At 41.5% G+C, this 17,532-nt stretch carries 15 protein-coding genes and 3 pseudogenes; 16 read left to right on the forward strand and 2 right to left on the reverse strand.

The genetic code is table 11. From position 1 onward, the window contains the following. Positions 1–17: 17 nt before the first annotated feature. Both metG and V8V91_RS23260 read left to right on the forward strand, forming a co-directional pair. Positions 18–2,077: pseudogene (gene metG / locus V8V91_RS23255) on the forward strand (methionine--tRNA ligase). 134 nt (positions 2,078–2,211) lie between these two features. After that, positions 2,212–2,574, forward strand: coding sequence for a four helix bundle protein (locus V8V91_RS23260; protein ID WP_373397450.1), 363 nt, complete (start codon positions 2,212–2,214; stop codon positions 2,572–2,574). Here the strand turns inward: V8V91_RS23260 and V8V91_RS23265 are convergent. Next, positions 2,543–3,550, reverse strand: a complete 1,008-nt coding sequence (locus tag V8V91_RS23265; protein ID WP_373397451.1) for a YitT family protein — start codon at positions 3,548–3,550, stop codon at positions 2,543–2,545. The two genes, V8V91_RS23260 and V8V91_RS23265, sit on opposite strands and share 32 nt — an antisense overlap. A gap of 298 nt (positions 3,551–3,848) precedes the next feature. Here V8V91_RS23265 and V8V91_RS23270 point away from each other — a divergent pair. The 5 genes and pseudogenes from V8V91_RS23270 (at position 3,849) to V8V91_RS23290 (ending at position 7,246) form a co-directional block, all read left to right on the forward strand. Continuing rightward, positions 3,849–5,272: pseudogene (locus tag V8V91_RS23270) on the forward strand (circularly permuted type 2 ATP-grasp protein). Positions 5,273–5,279: 7 nt separating this feature from the next. Continuing rightward, positions 5,280–5,528: an alpha-E domain-containing protein gene (locus V8V91_RS23275; RefSeq protein WP_373397452.1), complete on the forward strand. Its 249-nt coding sequence runs from the start codon at positions 5,280–5,282 to the stop codon at positions 5,526–5,528. Continuing rightward, a pseudogene (locus tag V8V91_RS23280) lies at positions 5,525–6,258 on the forward strand (alpha-E domain-containing protein). The gene V8V91_RS23275 and the pseudogene V8V91_RS23280 overlap by 4 nt, the downstream one beginning before the upstream one ends. Positions 6,259–6,296: 38 nt before the next feature. Beyond that, entirely contained in the window at positions 6,297–6,962 is a 666-nt protein-coding gene (locus tag V8V91_RS23285; protein ID WP_373397453.1) for a transglutaminase N-terminal domain-containing protein, read from the forward strand. Beyond that, positions 6,959–7,246: a transglutaminase family protein gene (locus V8V91_RS23290; RefSeq protein ID WP_373397454.1), complete on the forward strand. Its 288-nt coding sequence runs from the start codon at positions 6,959–6,961 to the stop codon at positions 7,244–7,246. The genes V8V91_RS23285 and V8V91_RS23290 overlap by 4 nt, the downstream gene beginning before the upstream one ends. Here the strand turns inward: V8V91_RS23290 and V8V91_RS23295 are convergent. Then, on the reverse strand, positions 7,243–8,013 hold the full coding sequence (locus V8V91_RS23295; protein WP_373397455.1) for a DUF6503 family protein: 771 nt from the start codon (positions 8,011–8,013) through the stop codon (positions 7,243–7,245). The two genes, V8V91_RS23290 and V8V91_RS23295, sit on opposite strands and share 4 nt — an antisense overlap. A gap of 388 nt (positions 8,014–8,401) precedes the next feature. On the opposite strand from V8V91_RS23295, the gene V8V91_RS23300 reads away from it, so the two are divergent. The 9 genes from V8V91_RS23300 (at position 8,402) to V8V91_RS23340 (ending at position 17,383) form a co-directional block, all read left to right on the forward strand. Then, positions 8,402–9,361, forward strand: a complete 960-nt coding sequence (locus tag V8V91_RS23300; RefSeq protein ID WP_373397456.1) for a PepSY-associated TM helix domain-containing protein — start codon at positions 8,402–8,404, stop codon at positions 9,359–9,361. Between the two features lie 23 nt (positions 9,362–9,384). Beyond that, positions 9,385–9,594, forward strand: a complete 210-nt coding sequence (locus V8V91_RS23305; protein WP_373397458.1) for a PepSY domain-containing protein — start codon at positions 9,385–9,387, stop codon at positions 9,592–9,594. 183 nt (positions 9,595–9,777) lie between these two features. Then, a complete protein-coding gene (locus V8V91_RS23310) occupies positions 9,778–10,446 on the forward strand; it encodes a response regulator transcription factor (protein ID WP_373397459.1) in 669 nt (222 codons plus the stop codon). Then, positions 10,443–10,613 (forward strand): hypothetical protein, encoded by a 171-nt coding sequence (locus tag V8V91_RS23315; protein WP_373397460.1) that lies wholly within the window; start codon positions 10,443–10,445, stop codon positions 10,611–10,613. Before V8V91_RS23310 ends, V8V91_RS23315 begins: the two co-directional genes overlap by 4 nt. 20 nt (positions 10,614–10,633) lie before the next feature. After that, positions 10,634–11,806: a sensor histidine kinase gene (locus V8V91_RS23320; RefSeq protein WP_373397461.1), complete on the forward strand. Its 1,173-nt coding sequence runs from the start codon at positions 10,634–10,636 to the stop codon at positions 11,804–11,806. Positions 11,807–11,895: 89 nt separating this feature from the next. Beyond that, on the forward strand, positions 11,896–14,361 hold the full coding sequence (locus V8V91_RS23325; protein ID WP_373397462.1) for an efflux RND transporter permease subunit: 2,466 nt from the start codon (positions 11,896–11,898) through the stop codon (positions 14,359–14,361). Further along, positions 14,312–15,913: an efflux RND transporter permease subunit gene (locus V8V91_RS23330; protein WP_373397463.1), complete on the forward strand. Its 1,602-nt coding sequence runs from the start codon at positions 14,312–14,314 to the stop codon at positions 15,911–15,913. The genes V8V91_RS23325 and V8V91_RS23330 overlap by 50 nt, the downstream gene beginning before the upstream one ends. Before the next feature lie 23 nt (positions 15,914–15,936). Further along, complete coding sequence (locus tag V8V91_RS23335) at positions 15,937–16,170, forward strand: hypothetical protein (RefSeq protein WP_373397464.1); 234 nt, start codon at positions 15,937–15,939, stop codon at positions 16,168–16,170. Positions 16,171–16,258: 88 nt separating this feature from the next. Further along, on the forward strand, positions 16,259–17,383 hold the full coding sequence (locus tag V8V91_RS23340) for an efflux RND transporter periplasmic adaptor subunit (RefSeq protein ID WP_373397465.1): 1,125 nt from the start codon (positions 16,259–16,261) through the stop codon (positions 17,381–17,383). Positions 17,384–17,532: the final 149 nt, after the last annotated feature.

The raw sequence follows: 17,532 nt of genomic DNA on the forward strand, positions 1-17,532 counted from the left end.
CGAATTATTCTCAGGATATGAGCCATAAAAACTTTAAAAGATACACTGTCACTTCAGCACTTCCTTATGCCAACGGACCTTTACATATTGGCCATTTGGCGGGATGTTATATTCCATCCGATATCTATGTTCGGTATTTACGAAGCTTAGGAAAAGATGTGGCTTATATCTGCGGCTCGGATGAGCACGGAGTTGCTATCACTATCAAGGCCAAAAAAGAAGGAAAGACTCCGCAGCAAGTCGTGGATCATTACCATGAAATCATGAAGGGGAGTTTCCAGGAATTTGGAATAAGCTTTGACCACTATTCCCGGACTTCTGCTCCTATTCATCATGAAACCGCCCAAGGCTTTTTCAAGGATTTGTATGAAAAAGGGGAGTTTTTAGAGCAAAGTACGGAGCAATACTATGATGAGGAGGCCAAGCAGTTCCTGGCTGATCGATATATTGAGGGGACTTGTCCCAAGTGTGGGAATGAGCATGCCTATGGAGATCAGTGTGAGAAATGTGGGAGTTCTTTGAGTCCAACGGAGCTCATCAATCCTAAATCCAAGCTAAGTGGAAGAACGCCGGTTTTAAAGGAGACCAAGCATTGGTTCCTGGATTTGGCCAGGTACCAAAACTTTTTGAAAAAGTGGATTTTGGAAGAGCATGCTGAGGATTGGAAAAATAACGTGTTGGGCCAATGCCGTTCCTGGTTGGAAGCCGGGGATGGACTGCAGGCAAGATCCATGACCAGAGATTTGGACTGGGGGATCAAAGTGCCCTTACAGGATGCAGAAGGGAAAGTATTGTATGTGTGGTTCGATGCGCCAATTGGGTATATCTCTTCCACCAAAGAGTGGGCAAAAGAGAAAGGAATAGATTGGGAGCCTTATTGGAAAGGCGAGGATACCAAGCTGGTGCATTTTATTGGAAAGGATAACATCGTGTTCCATTGCATCATTTTCCCGGCGATTTTGAAAACGCATGGAGGCTATGTGCTTCCTGATAATGTGCCTGCAAACGAGTTCTTGAATTTGGAAGGGGAGAAGATTTCTACTTCCAGAAACTGGGCTGTTTGGCTTCATGAATATTTGAAAGAGTTTCCAGGTAAACAGGATGTCTTGAGGTATGTACTGACAGCCAATGCACCTGAGACCAAAGACAATGACTTTACCTGGAAAGATTTTCAGGGAAGAAATAATTCTGAGTTGGTAGCGATTTATGGAAATTTTGTGAATCGTGCCGTAGTGCTTACCAAAAAGTATTTCGATGGAGCGATTCCAGCTAGGGGAGAATTGACGGGCTATGATCAGGAAGTGTTGGCTGAATTGGCAGGCTTCCCGAAAAGATTGCTTCCTCTATCGAGAGATATAGATTTAGAGAAGCGCTTGCTTTGGTCAGGGATTTAGCACGTTTAGGGAATAAATACCTAGCTGATACGGAACCTTGGAAGACGATTAAAACAGATGAAGCCAGAACAGCTACCATTCTGAATATTGCCTTGAACATTGCGGCGAATCTGGCCATTGTATCCGAGCCTTTCTTACCGTTTACCGCTTCCAAACTGGTCAACTTGTTTGGAATGAAAGAATGTGACTGGAGTAAAGCTGGAGATGCTGAATTATTGAAAGCAGGGACCACATTGGGCGAGATGGGGCTGTTATTTGAGAAAATTGAAGATGAAGTAGTGGAGAAACAAATACAAAAATTGATGGACGCGAAAAAAGAAAATGAGGCAGCAAATGCCCCTGTACCAGTAATGAAAGAAATCATCACCTATGATGATTTTGCAAAATTAGATATGAGAGTGGTCACCATCTTGGCTGCTGAAAAAATGCCTAAATCCAAAAAGCTATTGAAGTTGAAAGTTGATACAGGATTGGGTGAAAGAACCGTGTTAAGCGGGGTTTCAGAGCATTTTGAACCTGAGTTTCTGGTGGGTAAGCAAGTAACGATGCTGATCAATTTAGCCCCAAGAAAAATGATGGGGATTGATTCGGAAGGTATGATTTTGATGGCTGAAGATAAAGATGGTAAGTTGAAGTTACTTACTCCGCATGAAGGAACTGCGAGTGGATCGACTATTTCTTAATTTCAAGTTTAATTTTCAATGATCAAACCTAATTTTCAATTAGAAGTTAATGAACAATTCAAGTTGAAAAGTTAAAATTTAGTTTTTAGTTATGGCCCAATTGATTTAAATTCAATTGGGCTTTTTTTTTAAGTATGGAAAGGAAATTTGATTTAGAAGATAGGTTAGTAAGGTTTGCGGGAGAATCTATCCATTATTGTAATTCATTGGGTCCTACTTTTGCAGAAAATCATTTATGTAATCAATTGATCAGGTCATCTACAGGTGCCTGTTTGAATTATGGAGAAGCTCAAGGTGCGGAAAGCAAAAAAGATTTCATACATAAAAATGGCATTGTTTTAAAAGAATTGAAAGAATCACGTGCCTCCCTCAAAATTCAAACCTATGCCCAAATCGGAGATACATTAAAAAGGGAAATATTATTAAAAGAAGCGGAGGAACTTTGTGCGATTTTTGCCTCAATCATCAGTAAAACCAAGAGAAATATGAACCAATAGATATTTTATCCAAAAGGGAAAACCTTGGGGACTTTGAAATTGGTTTATTGATCATTCCTTTTTGAACATTGTTAATGCAATGGCCTTTTTTGATCATTCCTCCTTTGGTATCTTTAATAGGGTATTGAATCACAAATGCTTTCGGATCTATTTTTTCAATTTCTGTTAGCAATCGCGTGACTTCCAGTCTGGTGATGACGCAGAAAAGAACTTTTCTTTCGGGATAAAGATTGGCTTTTTCACCATATCCCCCATCTGATTTCAAAGCCGTCACCCCTCTGCCCAATCCATGGGAAATCATGGATTTTATTTCTTCGGTTTGGGGAGACATAATCATTACCCCTAGGTACTCTTCCACACCATTGATTAAAAAGTCAACTGTTTTTGAAGCTGAGAAATAAGTCAACATGGAGTACATGGCTGTTTCTATATTGACAAAAACAGCAGCTATGATAAATAGGAAGACATTGAATACGGAGATGAAATCCCCTACGGTTAAGCTTGATTTTCTACTGATAGAAATGGCCAAAACCTCGGTTCCGTCAATCACTGCTCCACCTCGAATGGCAAAGCCAATCCCACTACCCAGAAAAAATCCTCCAAATACGGCGATCAATAATTTATCTGCTGTGATGGTGGGAACTTCTATGTAGTGTACAAGGAGTGCTAAACCAAAGATGGCAAGGCTGGACTTTATAGCAAATGGCCATGAAAACTGTCTTGCGCCCAAAAGGATAAAGGGAATATTGACTAATACAATTAAGACAGAAAGATTGACTGGGGTGAGGATTTCCAATAATAGGGATACGCCCATGGCTCCTCCATCAAAAAAACCATTGGGGAGCAAAAATCCTTTTAGCCCAATGCTGGCCATACAAGTACCGATGGCAATAAAAAGAAAATCCTTCCAAGTACTCCAAGAGGTAAGCCTTGATGCAAAACTTGGACTGATTGAATTAAAACTGTCATTATTCATACTGTAAAATAAGGCTTTTATCAAGTGTATTTAATAGCAAGGCTTAAGAATACTTCGTAAATTATATCATTCATTACGTTTTTGAGGGAATGGCTAAGTTGGTAATCCTCGCATTTAATAAAATATTTAATACAAACTTTGAATAAATTATTGAATTAATAAATAACCCTGTTTTTTGTATAATTTATAGTTAAAGTTCAAATTTGATAAAAATTTACCCGTAAAGGTTTTGAAAATTTGACTTTTATCTATTTTAACCTATCTTATTTGACCTCATATTTTAAAAAACCAATTTTTAATGAAAACAGAAGGATATAGTGCAGGGGAGCATTTTGACGAAATGTTTACTCCAGAAGGTGAAGTGAGGCCTCATTACGAAGGCTTTTTCAACTTTTGAATAAAGCTTCTTCAAAAAAAATGAAGCATCTTCAATTTTCAGCCAATAAAACCCAATTGGCCATGGGGATGACCTTCAATGTATACCATGACAACCAAGGGATGGAGAAAATTCTACACCTCGATATCATCCCAAGAATTATCTCGAATCAAGAGTGGAAAAAGTTAGAAGCTGGGTTAAAACAAAGGGTATATGCACTGAATCTTTTCCTTCAAGACATATACAATGATCAGAAGATCTTAAAAGATGGGGTGGTTTGCGGAGCTAATCTTAAAAAGTAAGGATTATCTAAAACCTTGTATTGGCTTAACTCCTCCAAAAGGTATTTGGTGTCATATCACAGGTACCGATTTGGTGAGGGATAAAAGCGGGGAATTTTATATTCTGGAAGATAATCTCCGTTGTCCATCCGGGGTTTCTTACATGTTGGAGAGCAGGGAGATTATCAAAAGGGTATACCCGGAATTATTTAATAATAAAGGGGTGATGCCTGTTTCCGATTACCCCGCCAAGCTTCTAAAAATGTTGCAAAATATCAGTGGGAAGCAAAAACCGGTGGTAGGCGTGTTGACCCCAGGGATTTATAATTCAGCCTATTTCGAACATTCATATTTAGCACTCCAAATGGGGGTTGAACTGGTGAGTGGTGTGGACCTAATTGTTGAAAACAAGAAAGTGTATATGCAGACCACCAAAGGTCTTCAACAAATTGATGTAATCTACAGAAGGATAGATGATACATTTTTAGACCCCATGGTTTTCAATCCAGAATCTATGCTCGGCGTTCCAGGGATTTTTGAAGCCTATAAAGCAGGAAATATTGGATTGGCAAATGCTCCTGGTACGGGAGTGGCAGATGATAAAGCGGTGTATGCGTATGTTCCTAAGATTATAAAATATTACCTAGATGAGGATCCTATTTTAAATAATGTGCCTACCTACCTATGTAGAGAGGAAGATGATCGAAAGTATGTCTTAGATAATATTCATGAATTGGTCGTTAAAGAGACCAACGCAGCAGGTGGATATGGAATGTTGATAGGTCCAAAAGCCACGAAAGAAGAGCATGAGCACTTTAAAACTTTGATTAAAAACAATCCTTCAAATTATATCGCTCAACCTACCTTATCTCTCTCTACTGTTCCTAGTTTGACAGACGAAGGTGTAGTGGGGAGGCATGTGGATTTGAGACCCTATATTTTGTATGGGGAAAATATTGAGGTGATACCTGGAGCACTTACCCGAGTTGCCCTAAAAAAGGTTCTCTTGTAGTAAACAGTTCACAAGGTGGAGGAAGTAAAGATACTTGGGTACTATATAACTAATTAAATTATGCTGAGTAGAGTAGCAAATCATATTTATTGGCTAGGTAGATACCTAGAAAGAGCTGAAAACTATGCTCGATTTATTGATGTTAATTTTAATTTAATGCAGGACTTGCCACTTGATCTCAAAGAACAATGGCAACCTTTAATAGCTGCTACTGGGGATTTACATTTTTATTTGGAAACCCATAAAACCTTTTCCAGAGATCAGGTGCTTTTTTCTTATCCTTTGATGAGAAAAATCCTAATTCCATGATCAATACGATTTATAACGCTCGGGAAAATGCGAGAATTATTCGAGATAGTTTAAGTAAAGAAACCTGGGAGGAGGTAAATGAGCTGTATTATATGATCAAGCATGGGGCTGTCAAGAAAATGTGGAAAAAGGAAGACCCCGTAGCTTTTTTGAACAAATTAAAAACCAGATCCTCCTGATTTATGGGATTGCCGATAATACAGTTGCCAGGACAGAAGGGTGGTTTTTTAGGCAATTAGGCCAATTCTTGGAAAGAGCTGACCAGACTTCCAGGATACTGGATGTGAAATACCATATTTTGTTACCTTCCGCTGAAGAGGTAGGTACTCCTTTGGATTTCTTGCATTGGATGGCATTGTTGAAATCGGTCACAGGTTTTAACTCCTACAGGAGAATCTATGGAAATATAGATCCTGCCGGAGTAGTTGAATTCATGGTGTTGAATAAGTATTTCCCTAGGTCCATTTACTATTGTATTAAAGAAGCCGAGAACTGTCTCTTAGCCATTTCTGGGAACATGTCCGGTGGGTATCAAAATAGTGCGGAAAAAGCGATGGGTGAATTACGATCCAAACTGGAATATGCAGAAGTTAGCGAGATCATCAACATCGGTTTGCATGAATATTTGGATAACCTCCAAATTAAGATCAACCATATCTCCAATCATGTCAATGAGAACTTCTTTAAAATCAAAGACAATCTCTTAGTACAGAGTCAGGTGAATGAATAGAAATCACGAATTCAATTTCTACCCATCTGCGTATTGAAGTGCCTCCGAAATGGTACTTTTTAGGGGAAGTAGCGAGTGAAAAATTCACTTGGACTTCCGAATTCTATAGACGGTTACACTACATTTTAATGAGACTTCAAGTCAACCATGTCACTGATTATACCTACGAAGGTCAGGTATACATCGGTGTACATAAACTTTATTTGTTCCCACAGGTACGTCCACATTTCAATATCCTGAAAACAGCTCTCAGGGTTTCTCCCAATCCTGTAAATCAAAGTATGAGGCAGGATCTTTTCGGTAATTTCTATTCACTGGTTTGGTTTAATGATTTATCAAGCCGCTTAAAAATTGAGAGTGCCCTGACCTTGGAGATCCAGAGTTTTAACCCATTTGCCTTCTTGGTAGATGATGAGTTTGTTCAATCGAATACCCATTCTTCCCAGCCCTTCTTCATTTATTCAGGTCCTGAAAAAGAATTGATTTCTTATTTTATTTTTAGTGATCAGGTTCCAGAATACCAATCATTTATTCAGGAGTTTTGGAAGGGGAATGAAGACCTCATCGGTTTTCTGGTTCGAATTACCGCAGGGGTAAAAGCAGCCTGGGAACATGTCATACGATATGAAATGGACCTTTGGTCTCCCCAATACACCTTTGCTGAAAAGAGGGGTCCTGTCGGGATTTGGCTTGGATGCTCATGAATATTCTTGGGAACATGGGGCTTGCCACCAAGTTTGTAAGTGGATATGCCTTTAATCCCGAGTTAAATGATGGGCATGAATTACACGCTTGGTTGGAGGTCAATCTGCCTGGAGCCGGTTGGGTAGGGTTGGATCCCAGTTTGGGCCTACTAACCGATCACCATTACATACCCTTAGCAGCTCATGCCAAACCAGCTCTGGCTTCACCTGTTCAAGGTACATTTACAGGAAAAGGAGACTCACATCTGAGTACGGATGTTCAAATAAAATTGGTCGAAAATTAATCGGCATACACTCCTTTTTCCGGCTTTTCAAAAATGGAGTCATCAAATGGTTCATTTAGTAATAAAATATCGGCAAAACTTACCTGATAGCGGATTCCTCTGGTAGAATCGTTTTCAATGGTAAAACCTGTGAGGTACCTTGGAAATACCAGGCCATCAGCGTTTCGGTAATCCTCATACCTCAGTGCGGTAAAGGATGGGTTAGGATTGCCAAAATAAGTCACCGTATAAAGCAAATACTCTAACCTTCCCGTTTCTTCATTCAGTAGCATGAAATATTGATCATTGGGAGATTTCCCGTTTTCCGGACTCATTTTAGCCTGTAAAGTTTTATAGGAGACCCCATTTAGGGTTTTGTTTTCTACTTGAGAAACTGTGATTCCAGGATCTGTGAAGACGTAGGGGATAGAATAAAAATAGAAATATAAATTATGGTAAAAGTCAATGGACTGTCCTCCAAAAGCGTCCCTGCTTGGAGAAACCCAGGTACCAGTATCATCTTTCCCTATTGAAAAATTGAACCCATCCAATCGGATTTTCCGGGAATCGAGGTTGATGAAATAGTTCTCTTGTGTCAAATTGGTTTCGTGGATCATAGAAAAACTCATGGCTCTCGCTTGAATCCATTTTGACCAGTCTCCATGTGCATCCAATAAGGCTTCGTATTCTGGGGATACTTCGGGTAAAGGTTTTTCATCATTGGGTTGACATGCAAAGCACAGGACAAACAAAAGGGCTGACAACAATGGGCTTATTTTCTTCATCATTCAAATATTTGGATTCCAAGTTAAAGATATTCACCGAACCAATACCATTTGGGTTGGATCAATTAAAAATATCTTGAGGAGAGAAAAAAGGAGGGGGAACAATTCTGTCCTTAGTCCTTCCATCTAAACCACAAGAAAATTGATCCAGGGTCTAACCCATGTTCTGATTAACTTTTATTTGGTTTTTTATCCGATTGATATCTTTAAAGAGTGCTTGTTTATAGAATTCCAGGACCTATTTAGAGGTCGAAGCTTCACTTTTTCAAAGCCTGATAAAAAAATCGAATATTTTATATTGGAATTAGTCTAAATAATAATTAGGATTGTTAGTTTTGTGCCGAACCATAAATGAAGCTTTCTGTCAGACCATTAATCCATTGACCTCCTCATGAAGAAATCAACTCTTTGGCAATCCGTTAGACATATTTTCAATGAAATCCACCTTTATGCAGGGTTGATTTCGGGCATCATTGTAATAGCTGTCTGTTTAAGTGGGACGATCTATGTTTACAATACTGAGATCAGAGAATCTGCAAATCCCGAACTCTATTCAGTGGAGGAAACAGGGACTAGGAAATCAGCAGAAGAATTGAAATTGAAGTTGGAAAGCGAGTTGGAATCAAAAGTAGTAGGAGTCAATTGGAATACGGATCCAGAAAGTAGTGTTCAGTTTACCTTAAAAAAGGAGGAAGAAAAGGGCAGGGGGACCACTTATTATGTAAACCCATATACAGGTGAAATTCTGGGGGATTCTGGAGTGAAAACCGCAGCCTCTGAATTCATGGGCTATATGTTTAGCCTTCACAGATGGTTGTTGTTGGACCGGGTAGAGGAGCCTATGATGGAGAGCATGTCCAATCGAGATTTGGGTAGGTTTATCAACGGAGTTGCCACGCTGCTTTTTACCCTGGGGGTGCTAACTGGAATAGTAATCTGGTTCCCTAAAAAAGTGAAAAACTGGAGACAAGGTCTGAAAGTAAAATGGAATGCAAACTGGAAAAGAGTCAATCATGACCTGCATAATACCCTGGCATTTTATTCCTTGATATTTTTATTGATCATGGGAGCGACGGGACCATTTTGGTCTTTTCAATGGTATAGGGAAGGTTGGCAGAAAACTTGGGATACCTATAGAGACCCTAATGCCAAAGTAGAGGAAAGTGCCAAACCTGAACCTTTGGCATTCACCCCAGGAGAGTTTACCCTGGATGAAGTACTAGAAGCCACTGATGAGGCTCTTCCCTATGAGGGGTATACAGGATTTCCTTGCCTGGAAAAGACAACGAACCAATCAGTGTCAGTAAGTATAGAAGCGGATTTTTTGCTCGGGCAGGGGCAGATCAGTTAAAAATTAATGCAGGTACGCTAGCAGTGGTAGAAGCTAATTTATTCTCAGATTTACCAATGAGACAGCAGGTGGGAAGATCGGTGAAATCTTTACATACAGGCGAGATTTTTGGACAATTCACGAAATTCATCTGGTTTTTGGCTTGTCTGATTGCTACCAGTTTACCGATCACAGGCACGCTTATCTGGCTGAATAAAAGAAGAAGAAGCCCACTAAAAAAAGAAAGCCTGTAGCGCGAACAGTGGAAATGGCCTGATATTTTGAGCCCCTTCTTAATAGAAAGGGCTTTTTTTTTGAATCATTCTACTACTTTTAAGAGAATCTTAAGAGCATTGTCTTGTCCCGAGAAGATTTAACCCGGAAATTTACCTGATAGATCTATTATTGGAAAGATCTAGAAATAAACCATATAGCGGATGCGTATTCTGGTAGTAGAAGATGAACCTGGGATTTCCAGCTTTTTAAAGCAGGGATTAGAGGAAGAGGCATTTGCGGTGGATGTGGCTGATAATGGGAAGGTGGGGCTGGAGATGGCATTATCCGGAAATTATGATTTGCTTTTGCTGGATTGGATGCTTCCTGGATTCAGCGGAATTGAAATTACCAAACAGTTTAGAAAAGAATTCCCGAGTACCCCGATTCTATTTCTAACCGCAAAAGACACCGTGGATGAGACCATATTTGGACTTCAATCCGGTGCAAATGATTATATAAAAAAGCCCTTCCATTTTGAAGAACTGCTAGAAAGAATACGGGTGCAGCTGAGATCAAAAGTGGGAGAACATGAGAAATTTACATTGGGTCCAATTGAATTATATACAGATAGACACCAGGTCTATAAGAATGGAGAAGAAGTTCAATTGACCCAGAAAGAGTTTGCCTTATTGGAATATCTGTTGCGTAACAAAAACAAAGTGTGCCGGAGAACCCGCATCATCGAAAGTGTCTGGGATATTCATTTCGAGTACAACACGGGAGTAATTGATGTATTTATCAATTCATTACGTAAGAAACTAGACCTTCAAAAGGATGAAGACTATATACAGACTGTAAGAGGAGTGGGCTATATGGCTAAAGAAAAATGAAATCATCCTATAAAGAGAAAATAGCGCGTAGATTGACTTTGGTCACGGCATTGCTGGTGATGGTTGTTTTTGGGATCATTTACCTGGTCGTGGATTTTACAGTAGTAGATAACATCGACCAGGAACTGGAGATGGAATCCAATAAGCATGTGGGTCAGATTTTTTAGCCAATGGAGAAATCAAGTTCATGCACAAAGATGAATGGCAGGAACAAGAGCATCAGGAGATCCAATTGAATCCCATATTCATTGAAATAGTTGATTTGGAGGGGAACTCCATGGATAAGTCCCCAAATCTAGGGACCAACCGCCTATTATTTCATCCCAATTGGAGTTCCAAAGAAGGTGCTTGGACCATCAACATTGGGGGGCAGGAAGTTCGCCAGAAACAGATGTTGCTGAAACACGAAGGGAAGCCGGAAGGATATATGCTCTTGGCTACCTCCTTTGAGGAAGCCCGGGAGTTGTTGGATAACCTTAGAAATATTTTGCTGATTCTCTATCCCGGTATCCTGATCTCCCTGTTTCTTACCATGAGGTACCTGGCAGGAAAAAGCATACAGCCTATTCAAAAGATTATTTCCAAGACCAATCAGATCACTCAGAGTAATCTCAACGAACGGGTACCAGTATTGGACCAAGAAGACGAAATAGGCCAATTGACCCGATCCATCAATGAATTGCTCAACCGATTGGAACAGTCCATGATCCGTGAAAAGCAATTTACTTCAGATGCTTCCCATGAATTACGGACCCCGCTTTCAGTCATGCGTGGGACCTTGGAGGTGTTGATCAGAAAGCCAAGAACTTCGGAAGAGTATGTGAAGAAAATCCAGACTGCGTTAGAAAGTATCGATCGAATGTCCGCCATGATTGATCAGCTGTTGGCCTTGGCAAGGGTGGAAAGAAGTGGAGAATCGATGAAAGACGAGGTGGAAATTATGTCCTTTGTCGAAGAAGTAGCGGTTCAGATTGAAAAAGAAACAGGTCGGGAAGTTCGCTTCCAAACCGAGGAGTCCATCCCTGTTTTTGTGCAGGTCAGTGAAAAGTCACTCCAGATGATTTTGAATAATTTGATCCAAAATGCCATTAAATATTCAGACGGGCCCATTGACTTAGAGATCCAAGTCGAAAATGGAAAGCCCTTGATTTTTGTAAAGGATCAGGGATATGGCATTGGAGAAGAATCGATCAAAAAGATCTTCGATCCTTTTTATAGAGACCCCTCAGCTTTGGAAAAATTGATCCCCGGCACCGGGCTAGGCCTGGCAATTGTCAAAAAACTCGCTCAGGAAAGTGGTATTGAAATCAGTGTTTCCAGTGAATTAGGGTCTGGAAGTGCCTTTCGTCTCGGTTTCTGACCTTTTCCCATTTTTAAGATAATCTTAAGGTTTTAAAAAGAAGTCTATAGTATTAATTGTGGATTTTTGACTAACAATTAGCGTGTTCGATGTTAGACAAAATTATCCAGTGGAGCATAAATAATAAGCTCATCGTTTTTCTGTTCATCGCGGGATGGATTGCTTTTGGGGTTTATTCTTTGAGTTCATTGCCTATCGGAGCGGTTCCGGATGTAACCAATAACCAGGTTCAGGTGATTACCACTTCCAGAAACCTGGCTACGGAGGATGTGGAGAAATACCTGACGTATCCTGTGGAATTGGAGATGGCCAACTTGCCTGGAGTGCAGGAAATCAGATCTGTTTCCAAGTTTGGGCTTTCAGTAGTGACCATTGTTTTTGACGATGATTTAGGGACTTATCTACCAAGACAACTCATTGCCGAGCGTATTAAAATCGCTCAAGAAAGTATTCCTGAAGGATTTGGGCAGCCTTTCATGGGGCCCATCACCACGGGTTTGGGAGAGATTTATCAGTACGTGGTGGATGTGAAGCCGGGCTATGAAGATCAATACACCACCACGGATTTAAGAACTATTCAGGATTGGATCGTTAGAAGACAGCTATCGGGAATTCCCGGTGTGGTAGAAGTGAATACCTGGGGAGGTTTTTTAAAGCAATATGAGGTTTCTATCAACCCGGAGCGATTGAAGGGGATGCAGATTGACCTGTCCGAGGTGTTTAAAGCTTTGGAACAAAACAATTCCATTGCAGGTGGAGGATACATAGAGAAAACGAATGAGAGTTTCTTTATCCGCGGAGAGGGCTTGGTAGAAAGCCTGGAGGATATTGGAAATATCGTCATAGAAAGCAGGGATGGTACCCCGGTTTATATTCGGGACATCGCCACCGTAGGATTTGGGCATGCCAATCGATTTGGGGCCATCACCGGAAATGGAGAAGGAGAAAAAGTGTTGGGGCAGGTGATGATGCTCAAAGGAGCGGATTCAAAAGGAACCATAGAAAGGGTAAAGGAGCGATTGGAAGAAATTCAGCCCAGCTTACCGGAAGGAATTGAAATTAACGGGTTTTTGGATCGGTCTGAATTGGTGGGTAGAACAACCTCTACCATTTCCAAAAACCTGATTGAAGGTTGTTTGATCGTGGTATTCGTGGTGGTGCTTCTCTTGGGGAATATCCGCTCCGGTTTGGTGGTGGCTTCCATTATTCCCTTGAGTTTATTGTTCGCACTTTCCATGATGAACATCTTTGGGGTAGATGCCAACCTGATGAGTCTGGGGGCCATCGACTTTGGGATAATCATCGATGGAGCGGTGATCATCGTAGAGTTTATTGCTTTTAAGTTTACCCAGATACACCAGAATTTCGCTGGATTAAGCAAGTCGGAAATCCAGAAACAGAAGGACCAGGTGGCATTTAACGGGGCATCTAAAATGATGCATTCCGCAATTTTTGGTCAGATCATCATCATTATTGTATTTATTCCTATTCTCTCCCTTTCCGGAGTAGAAGGGAAAATGTTCCGTCCCATGGCAGAGGTATTCAGTTTTGCTTTGATCGGTGCGATGATCCTTGGATTGACCTATGTACCAGTGGTTTCTTCTTTGTTTTTGAAATCCACTCCTCCGGGACCAAAAAACATCTCCACACTTCTGATTCGTCAGATCAATAAAGTGTATGAGCCTACCATTAAATGGGCCTTGGACAACACTAAAATTGTTTTGAGCACTGCCGCTGCCATGCTAATTGCGGCCGTATTGTTATTCTCTTCCATGGGATCTGAATTTGTTCCAACGTTGGATGAAGGGGATTTTGTCATTCAGCCAGTGTTGAAGACAGGTACCTCTTTGACCAATACCGTGGAGACCATGACCCAGATCGAAAAGATCTTGATGAAATTTCCGGAGGTGAACCAGGTGGTCACTCGAATCGGTGCTGCTGAGATCCCAACAGACCCTATGTCAATGGAGGAAACAGATGTCATTGTGACCCTGCATCCTCCATCCGAATGGACCACGGTAGAAACCAAAGATGAATTGGCGGATAAGTTCAAGGAGGCCTTGGAGGTAATTCCAGGCTTGGATTATGAGTTTACCCAGCCCATTGAAATGCGGTTTAATGAGCTGATTACCGGGGTAAGGGCTGATTTGGCGATCAAAGTATTTGGGGATGATTTGGATCAGTTGCTTAAAACCGGAAACGAAATAGAAGCTGCCATCCAAGGGGTGGAAGGCGCCGCGGATATTATCGTGGAAAAAGTAGATGGTTTGCCTCAGATGAAAATTGAGTACAACCGCAGCAAGATTGCCAAGTATGGATTGAATATCTCTGAATTGAACGACATCGTGACGATGGGCTTTGCCGGAGCTACCGCAGGAAAGGTGTTTGAAGGAGAACGGCAGTTTGACCTGGTACTTCGTTTTGAAAAGATTTCAGGAAGGATATTTCAAACATTGAACAAGCTTCAATCTTACTGCCTGGAGGGGAAGTGTTCCCTTAGGGGAATTGGCAACGATTTCCTATACCAAGGGACCTGCCAAGATTTCCAGAGATGATACCCAAAGAAGGATTGTAGTAGGGGTCAATGTAAGAAATAGGGATTTGCAGTCCGTAGTGGATGATATTCAGGAAATCATCCGCACCCAAATAGAGATTCCAGAAGGCTATCGCGTGGATTATGGAGGTCAGTTTGAAAACCTGCAACAGGCGAGAAACCGCTTGTTGATAGCAGTTCCAATCGCCCTGATCTTGATTTTTGTGCTCTTATATTTTGCTTTCTCCTCTACAAGGGATGCCATGATGATTTATTCAGCGATACCGCTTTCAGCTATAGGAGGAGTATTGCTTCTATGGGTAAGAGATATGCCATTCAGTATTTCCGCTGGAGTCGGCTTTATAGCCCTGTTTGGGATTGCTGTCCTGAATGGGATTGTGTTAATAGAACATTTTAAATCCATGGAATCAAAGTATACAGATATCAAACAATTAGTATTGATTGGCGCTAAAGAACGTTTGAGACCCGTGTTGTTGACAGCCTCCGCAGCGGCTTTGGGATTTTTGCCCATGGCAGTTTCAGGTTCTGCCGGTGCCGAGGTACAAAGACCTTTGGCGACTGTAGTGATAGGAGGTTTGATTTCAGCCACGGTTTTGACCTTGGTGGTATTGCCTGTTCTGTATGTTTTATTTAAAGGGGGAGTCAAGATTTCTGTTTCAGGAGCAAAAAAGGCCGGACTCAGTCTGTTGATCTTACTTTCATTGAGTGCCGTTACCATGGCCCAGGAGCAGCAGGAAGAGCTCACATTGACCTTGGATGAAGCGGTGAACATGGCTTTGGAGCAAAACCTCAACTTACAAGCAGCCGGTAAAGGGCTGGAAGCCGCTACCGTCAACACCGGAGCAGGATGGGATATCTCAAAGATGCAGGTATTCTATTCTCGGGATGAAAACGACATCGCCGAAAATGGCTATGCCAACAACAAGTGGGGGCTTCTCCAAAGTTTTGCCTTCCCTTCCCTGTACACAGCTCAGAAAAATGTGCTAGAGGATCAGGTAGCCATGCAGGAAAATCAATTGGCCATTCAGCAGCGGAGCCTACGTGGGGAAGTCAGCAAAGCCTATGTTACGGCAGTTCACTGGGATGAGGTGAAGAATCATTATGCAAAGTTGGATAGTCTGTATCGGGTATTTGCGAATGCGGCAGATAGACGGTTTGAATTGGGTGAAACCAATTACCTAGAGAAATTAACCGCCTCAGGAAAGCAGCGTGAGATCGGGTTGAAGCTCACAGAAGCAGGACAGAATTTTCAGGTGGCCTTGGAAGGATTAAAGATTTTGTTGAACTGGGAGGGAGACCTGAAGGTAGTGAATTCAGGGATTCATCTGGAAATGGCCGAATTGGATGTGGAATCGCATCCCGGAGTCAATTATTACCAAAGTGCATTGATGCAAGCCGACCATCAGGTGCAGGTGGAGAAAAGGAAGTTGCTTCCGGATCTCACCTTGGAATATGCCCGAGGAACCAACGTGTATTCAGGTTCAAAAATCTATCCTTCCTACATGGGAGGGATTACCGTCCCTTTATTTTTGGTGCACAGAAGTCCCAGGTGAGAGCCAGTAAGTTCCGAAAGGAAATGATGGAGCTCGAAGCCCTGAACTATGAGAAAAAACTGAGCTCCCGGTATAACCAAACTCAATATAAGGTAGACCAGAATTTAGAAGTCATCCGATATTATCAGGAAGAGGGGGAGCAGTTGGCTACCCAATTGATGGAACAGGCGAACCGATCCTTTCAGGAAGGAGAGATAGACTTTCTCCAATTTGTTCAACTGATGGAGAACTCCATGAATATCACGCTCAATACCTAGAAAGCAGATACAATTACCAAATCAATGTATTAGAATTAAACTATCTCATCAACTGATGGAAGCTATAAAATCAACTATTTGTAAAAGCATGATCATCGCGTGTTGCATAGGGGCAATGTTCCAATGCAGTTCCAAAACAGAGGACAGCTCCAGTGGGGTGGAAATCCAGTCTGAAGGAGGGAATTCAGAACAGGTGATCCTGACTCAGGCCCAGTACGATGCCATGAACATGGAATGGGGGAACATGGTCTTAAAAACATTTTCTGAGGAACTGAAAGTACAAGGTCAGGTGAAAATCCCTGTGGAGGGAATGCAGGATATCACCCCCTTTTTTGGAGGATATGTTTCCGGTCTCAAACTGATGGAAGGGCAAGAGGTTCGGAAAGGAGAGGTGTTGTTTTACTTAGAAAGTCCGGAGTTTGTGAAATTGCAGCAGGACTATTTGGAGGCAACCAGTCAGCTGAATTACCTGAAGCAGGAGTTTGAAAGACAAAAAACCCTTTATGGAGAGAAAATAGCTTCCCAAAAGGGATATTTAAAAGCAGAGTCAGATTACCAAAGTACCCTGGCCAGATCAGAAAGTCTGAAGAAGCAACTGGCGATGATCCATGTCAATACCGATCAGCTTACTCCGGCTACCATTCAGGCAAAAGTTCCGATTATTTCTCCCATTGCCGGATTTGTGGAAAGCGTATTTACGGTACCAGGGGCGTTTTTGCCTTCTGCTTCCAAAGCTGCCACCCTGATCAGTACAGAGCACATGCATATTGAGCTGAATATTTTCGAAAAAGATGCGGTTCATGTAACGGAAGGACAAGGAGTGATTTTTACCTTGCCGGACCTACCCGGGAATGAATTCGAAGCAAAAGTGTATGTGGTAGGAAAATCGATCAGCGAGCAACGCTTTGTTCCGGTTCATGCACATTTGGTAGATGAGAGTCAGGAGAAACGGCTGGTTCCAGGGATGTACTTGGAAGCCAGGGTTCAGTTAGCACCTCAGGAAGGATGGTCCTTACCTGTAGCTGCTGTAGTAGAATCAGAAGGGAAGAATTACGTATTGGTTCAAAGTGGGACCAATGACCAGGGCTTTGTCCTTACTAAAGTAGAAGTTCAACTGGGAAGACAAAACGATCAATTGGTGGAAATATATCCCAATCAACAGCTGAACGAAAATTCAAAAATTTTGGTGAAAGGAGCTTTTAATATGCTCTGATAACTCTGGTGACCCGTCCTAAAATAGATTGACAGGTTTAAATTAATAAAATTTGAGACCGAGGGTTGATTTTCTTCCTCGGTTTTTTGATGTCACTTGATCAGGAGTTTTCATATTCAGGCTTAAATGTGGTCTCTCCTGATTGTAAG

The organism is Algoriphagus halophilus, assembly GCF_041729275.1.
GTDB classification, from domain to species: Bacteria; Bacteroidota; Bacteroidia; order Cytophagales; family Cyclobacteriaceae; genus Algoriphagus; species Algoriphagus halophilus_A.

Coding starts and splice junctions, on each gene's coding strand:
- V8V91_RS23325 (WP_373397462.1), top strand. CDS start 11,896: ATGTTAGACAAAATTATCCAGTGGAGCATAAATAATAAGCTCATCGTT.
- V8V91_RS23340 (WP_373397465.1), top strand. CDS start 16,259: ATGATCATCGCGTGTTGCATAGGGGCAATGTTCCAATGCAGTTCCAAA.
- V8V91_RS23275 (WP_373397452.1), top strand. CDS start 5,280: ATGCTGAGTAGAGTAGCAAATCATATTTATTGGCTAGGTAGATACCTA.
- V8V91_RS23320 (WP_373397461.1), top strand. CDS start 10,634: ATGCACAAAGATGAATGGCAGGAACAAGAGCATCAGGAGATCCAATTG.
- V8V91_RS23310 (WP_373397459.1), top strand. CDS start 9,778: ATGCGTATTCTGGTAGTAGAAGATGAACCTGGGATTTCCAGCTTTTTA.
- V8V91_RS23290 (WP_373397454.1), top strand. CDS start 6,959: ATGAATATTCTTGGGAACATGGGGCTTGCCACCAAGTTTGTAAGTGGA.
- V8V91_RS23265 (WP_373397451.1), bottom strand. CDS start 3,550: ATGAATAATGACAGTTTTAATTCAATCAGTCCAAGTTTTGCATCAAGG.
- V8V91_RS23335 (WP_373397464.1), top strand. CDS start 15,937: ATGATGGAGCTCGAAGCCCTGAACTATGAGAAAAAACTGAGCTCCCGG.
- V8V91_RS23260 (WP_373397450.1), top strand. CDS start 2,212: ATGGAAAGGAAATTTGATTTAGAAGATAGGTTAGTAAGGTTTGCGGGA.
- V8V91_RS23295 (WP_373397455.1), bottom strand. CDS start 8,013: ATGATGAAGAAAATAAGCCCATTGTTGTCAGCCCTTTTGTTTGTCCTG.
- V8V91_RS23315 (WP_373397460.1), top strand. CDS start 10,443: ATGAAATCATCCTATAAAGAGAAAATAGCGCGTAGATTGACTTTGGTC.
- V8V91_RS23300 (WP_373397456.1), top strand. CDS start 8,402: ATGAAGAAATCAACTCTTTGGCAATCCGTTAGACATATTTTCAATGAA.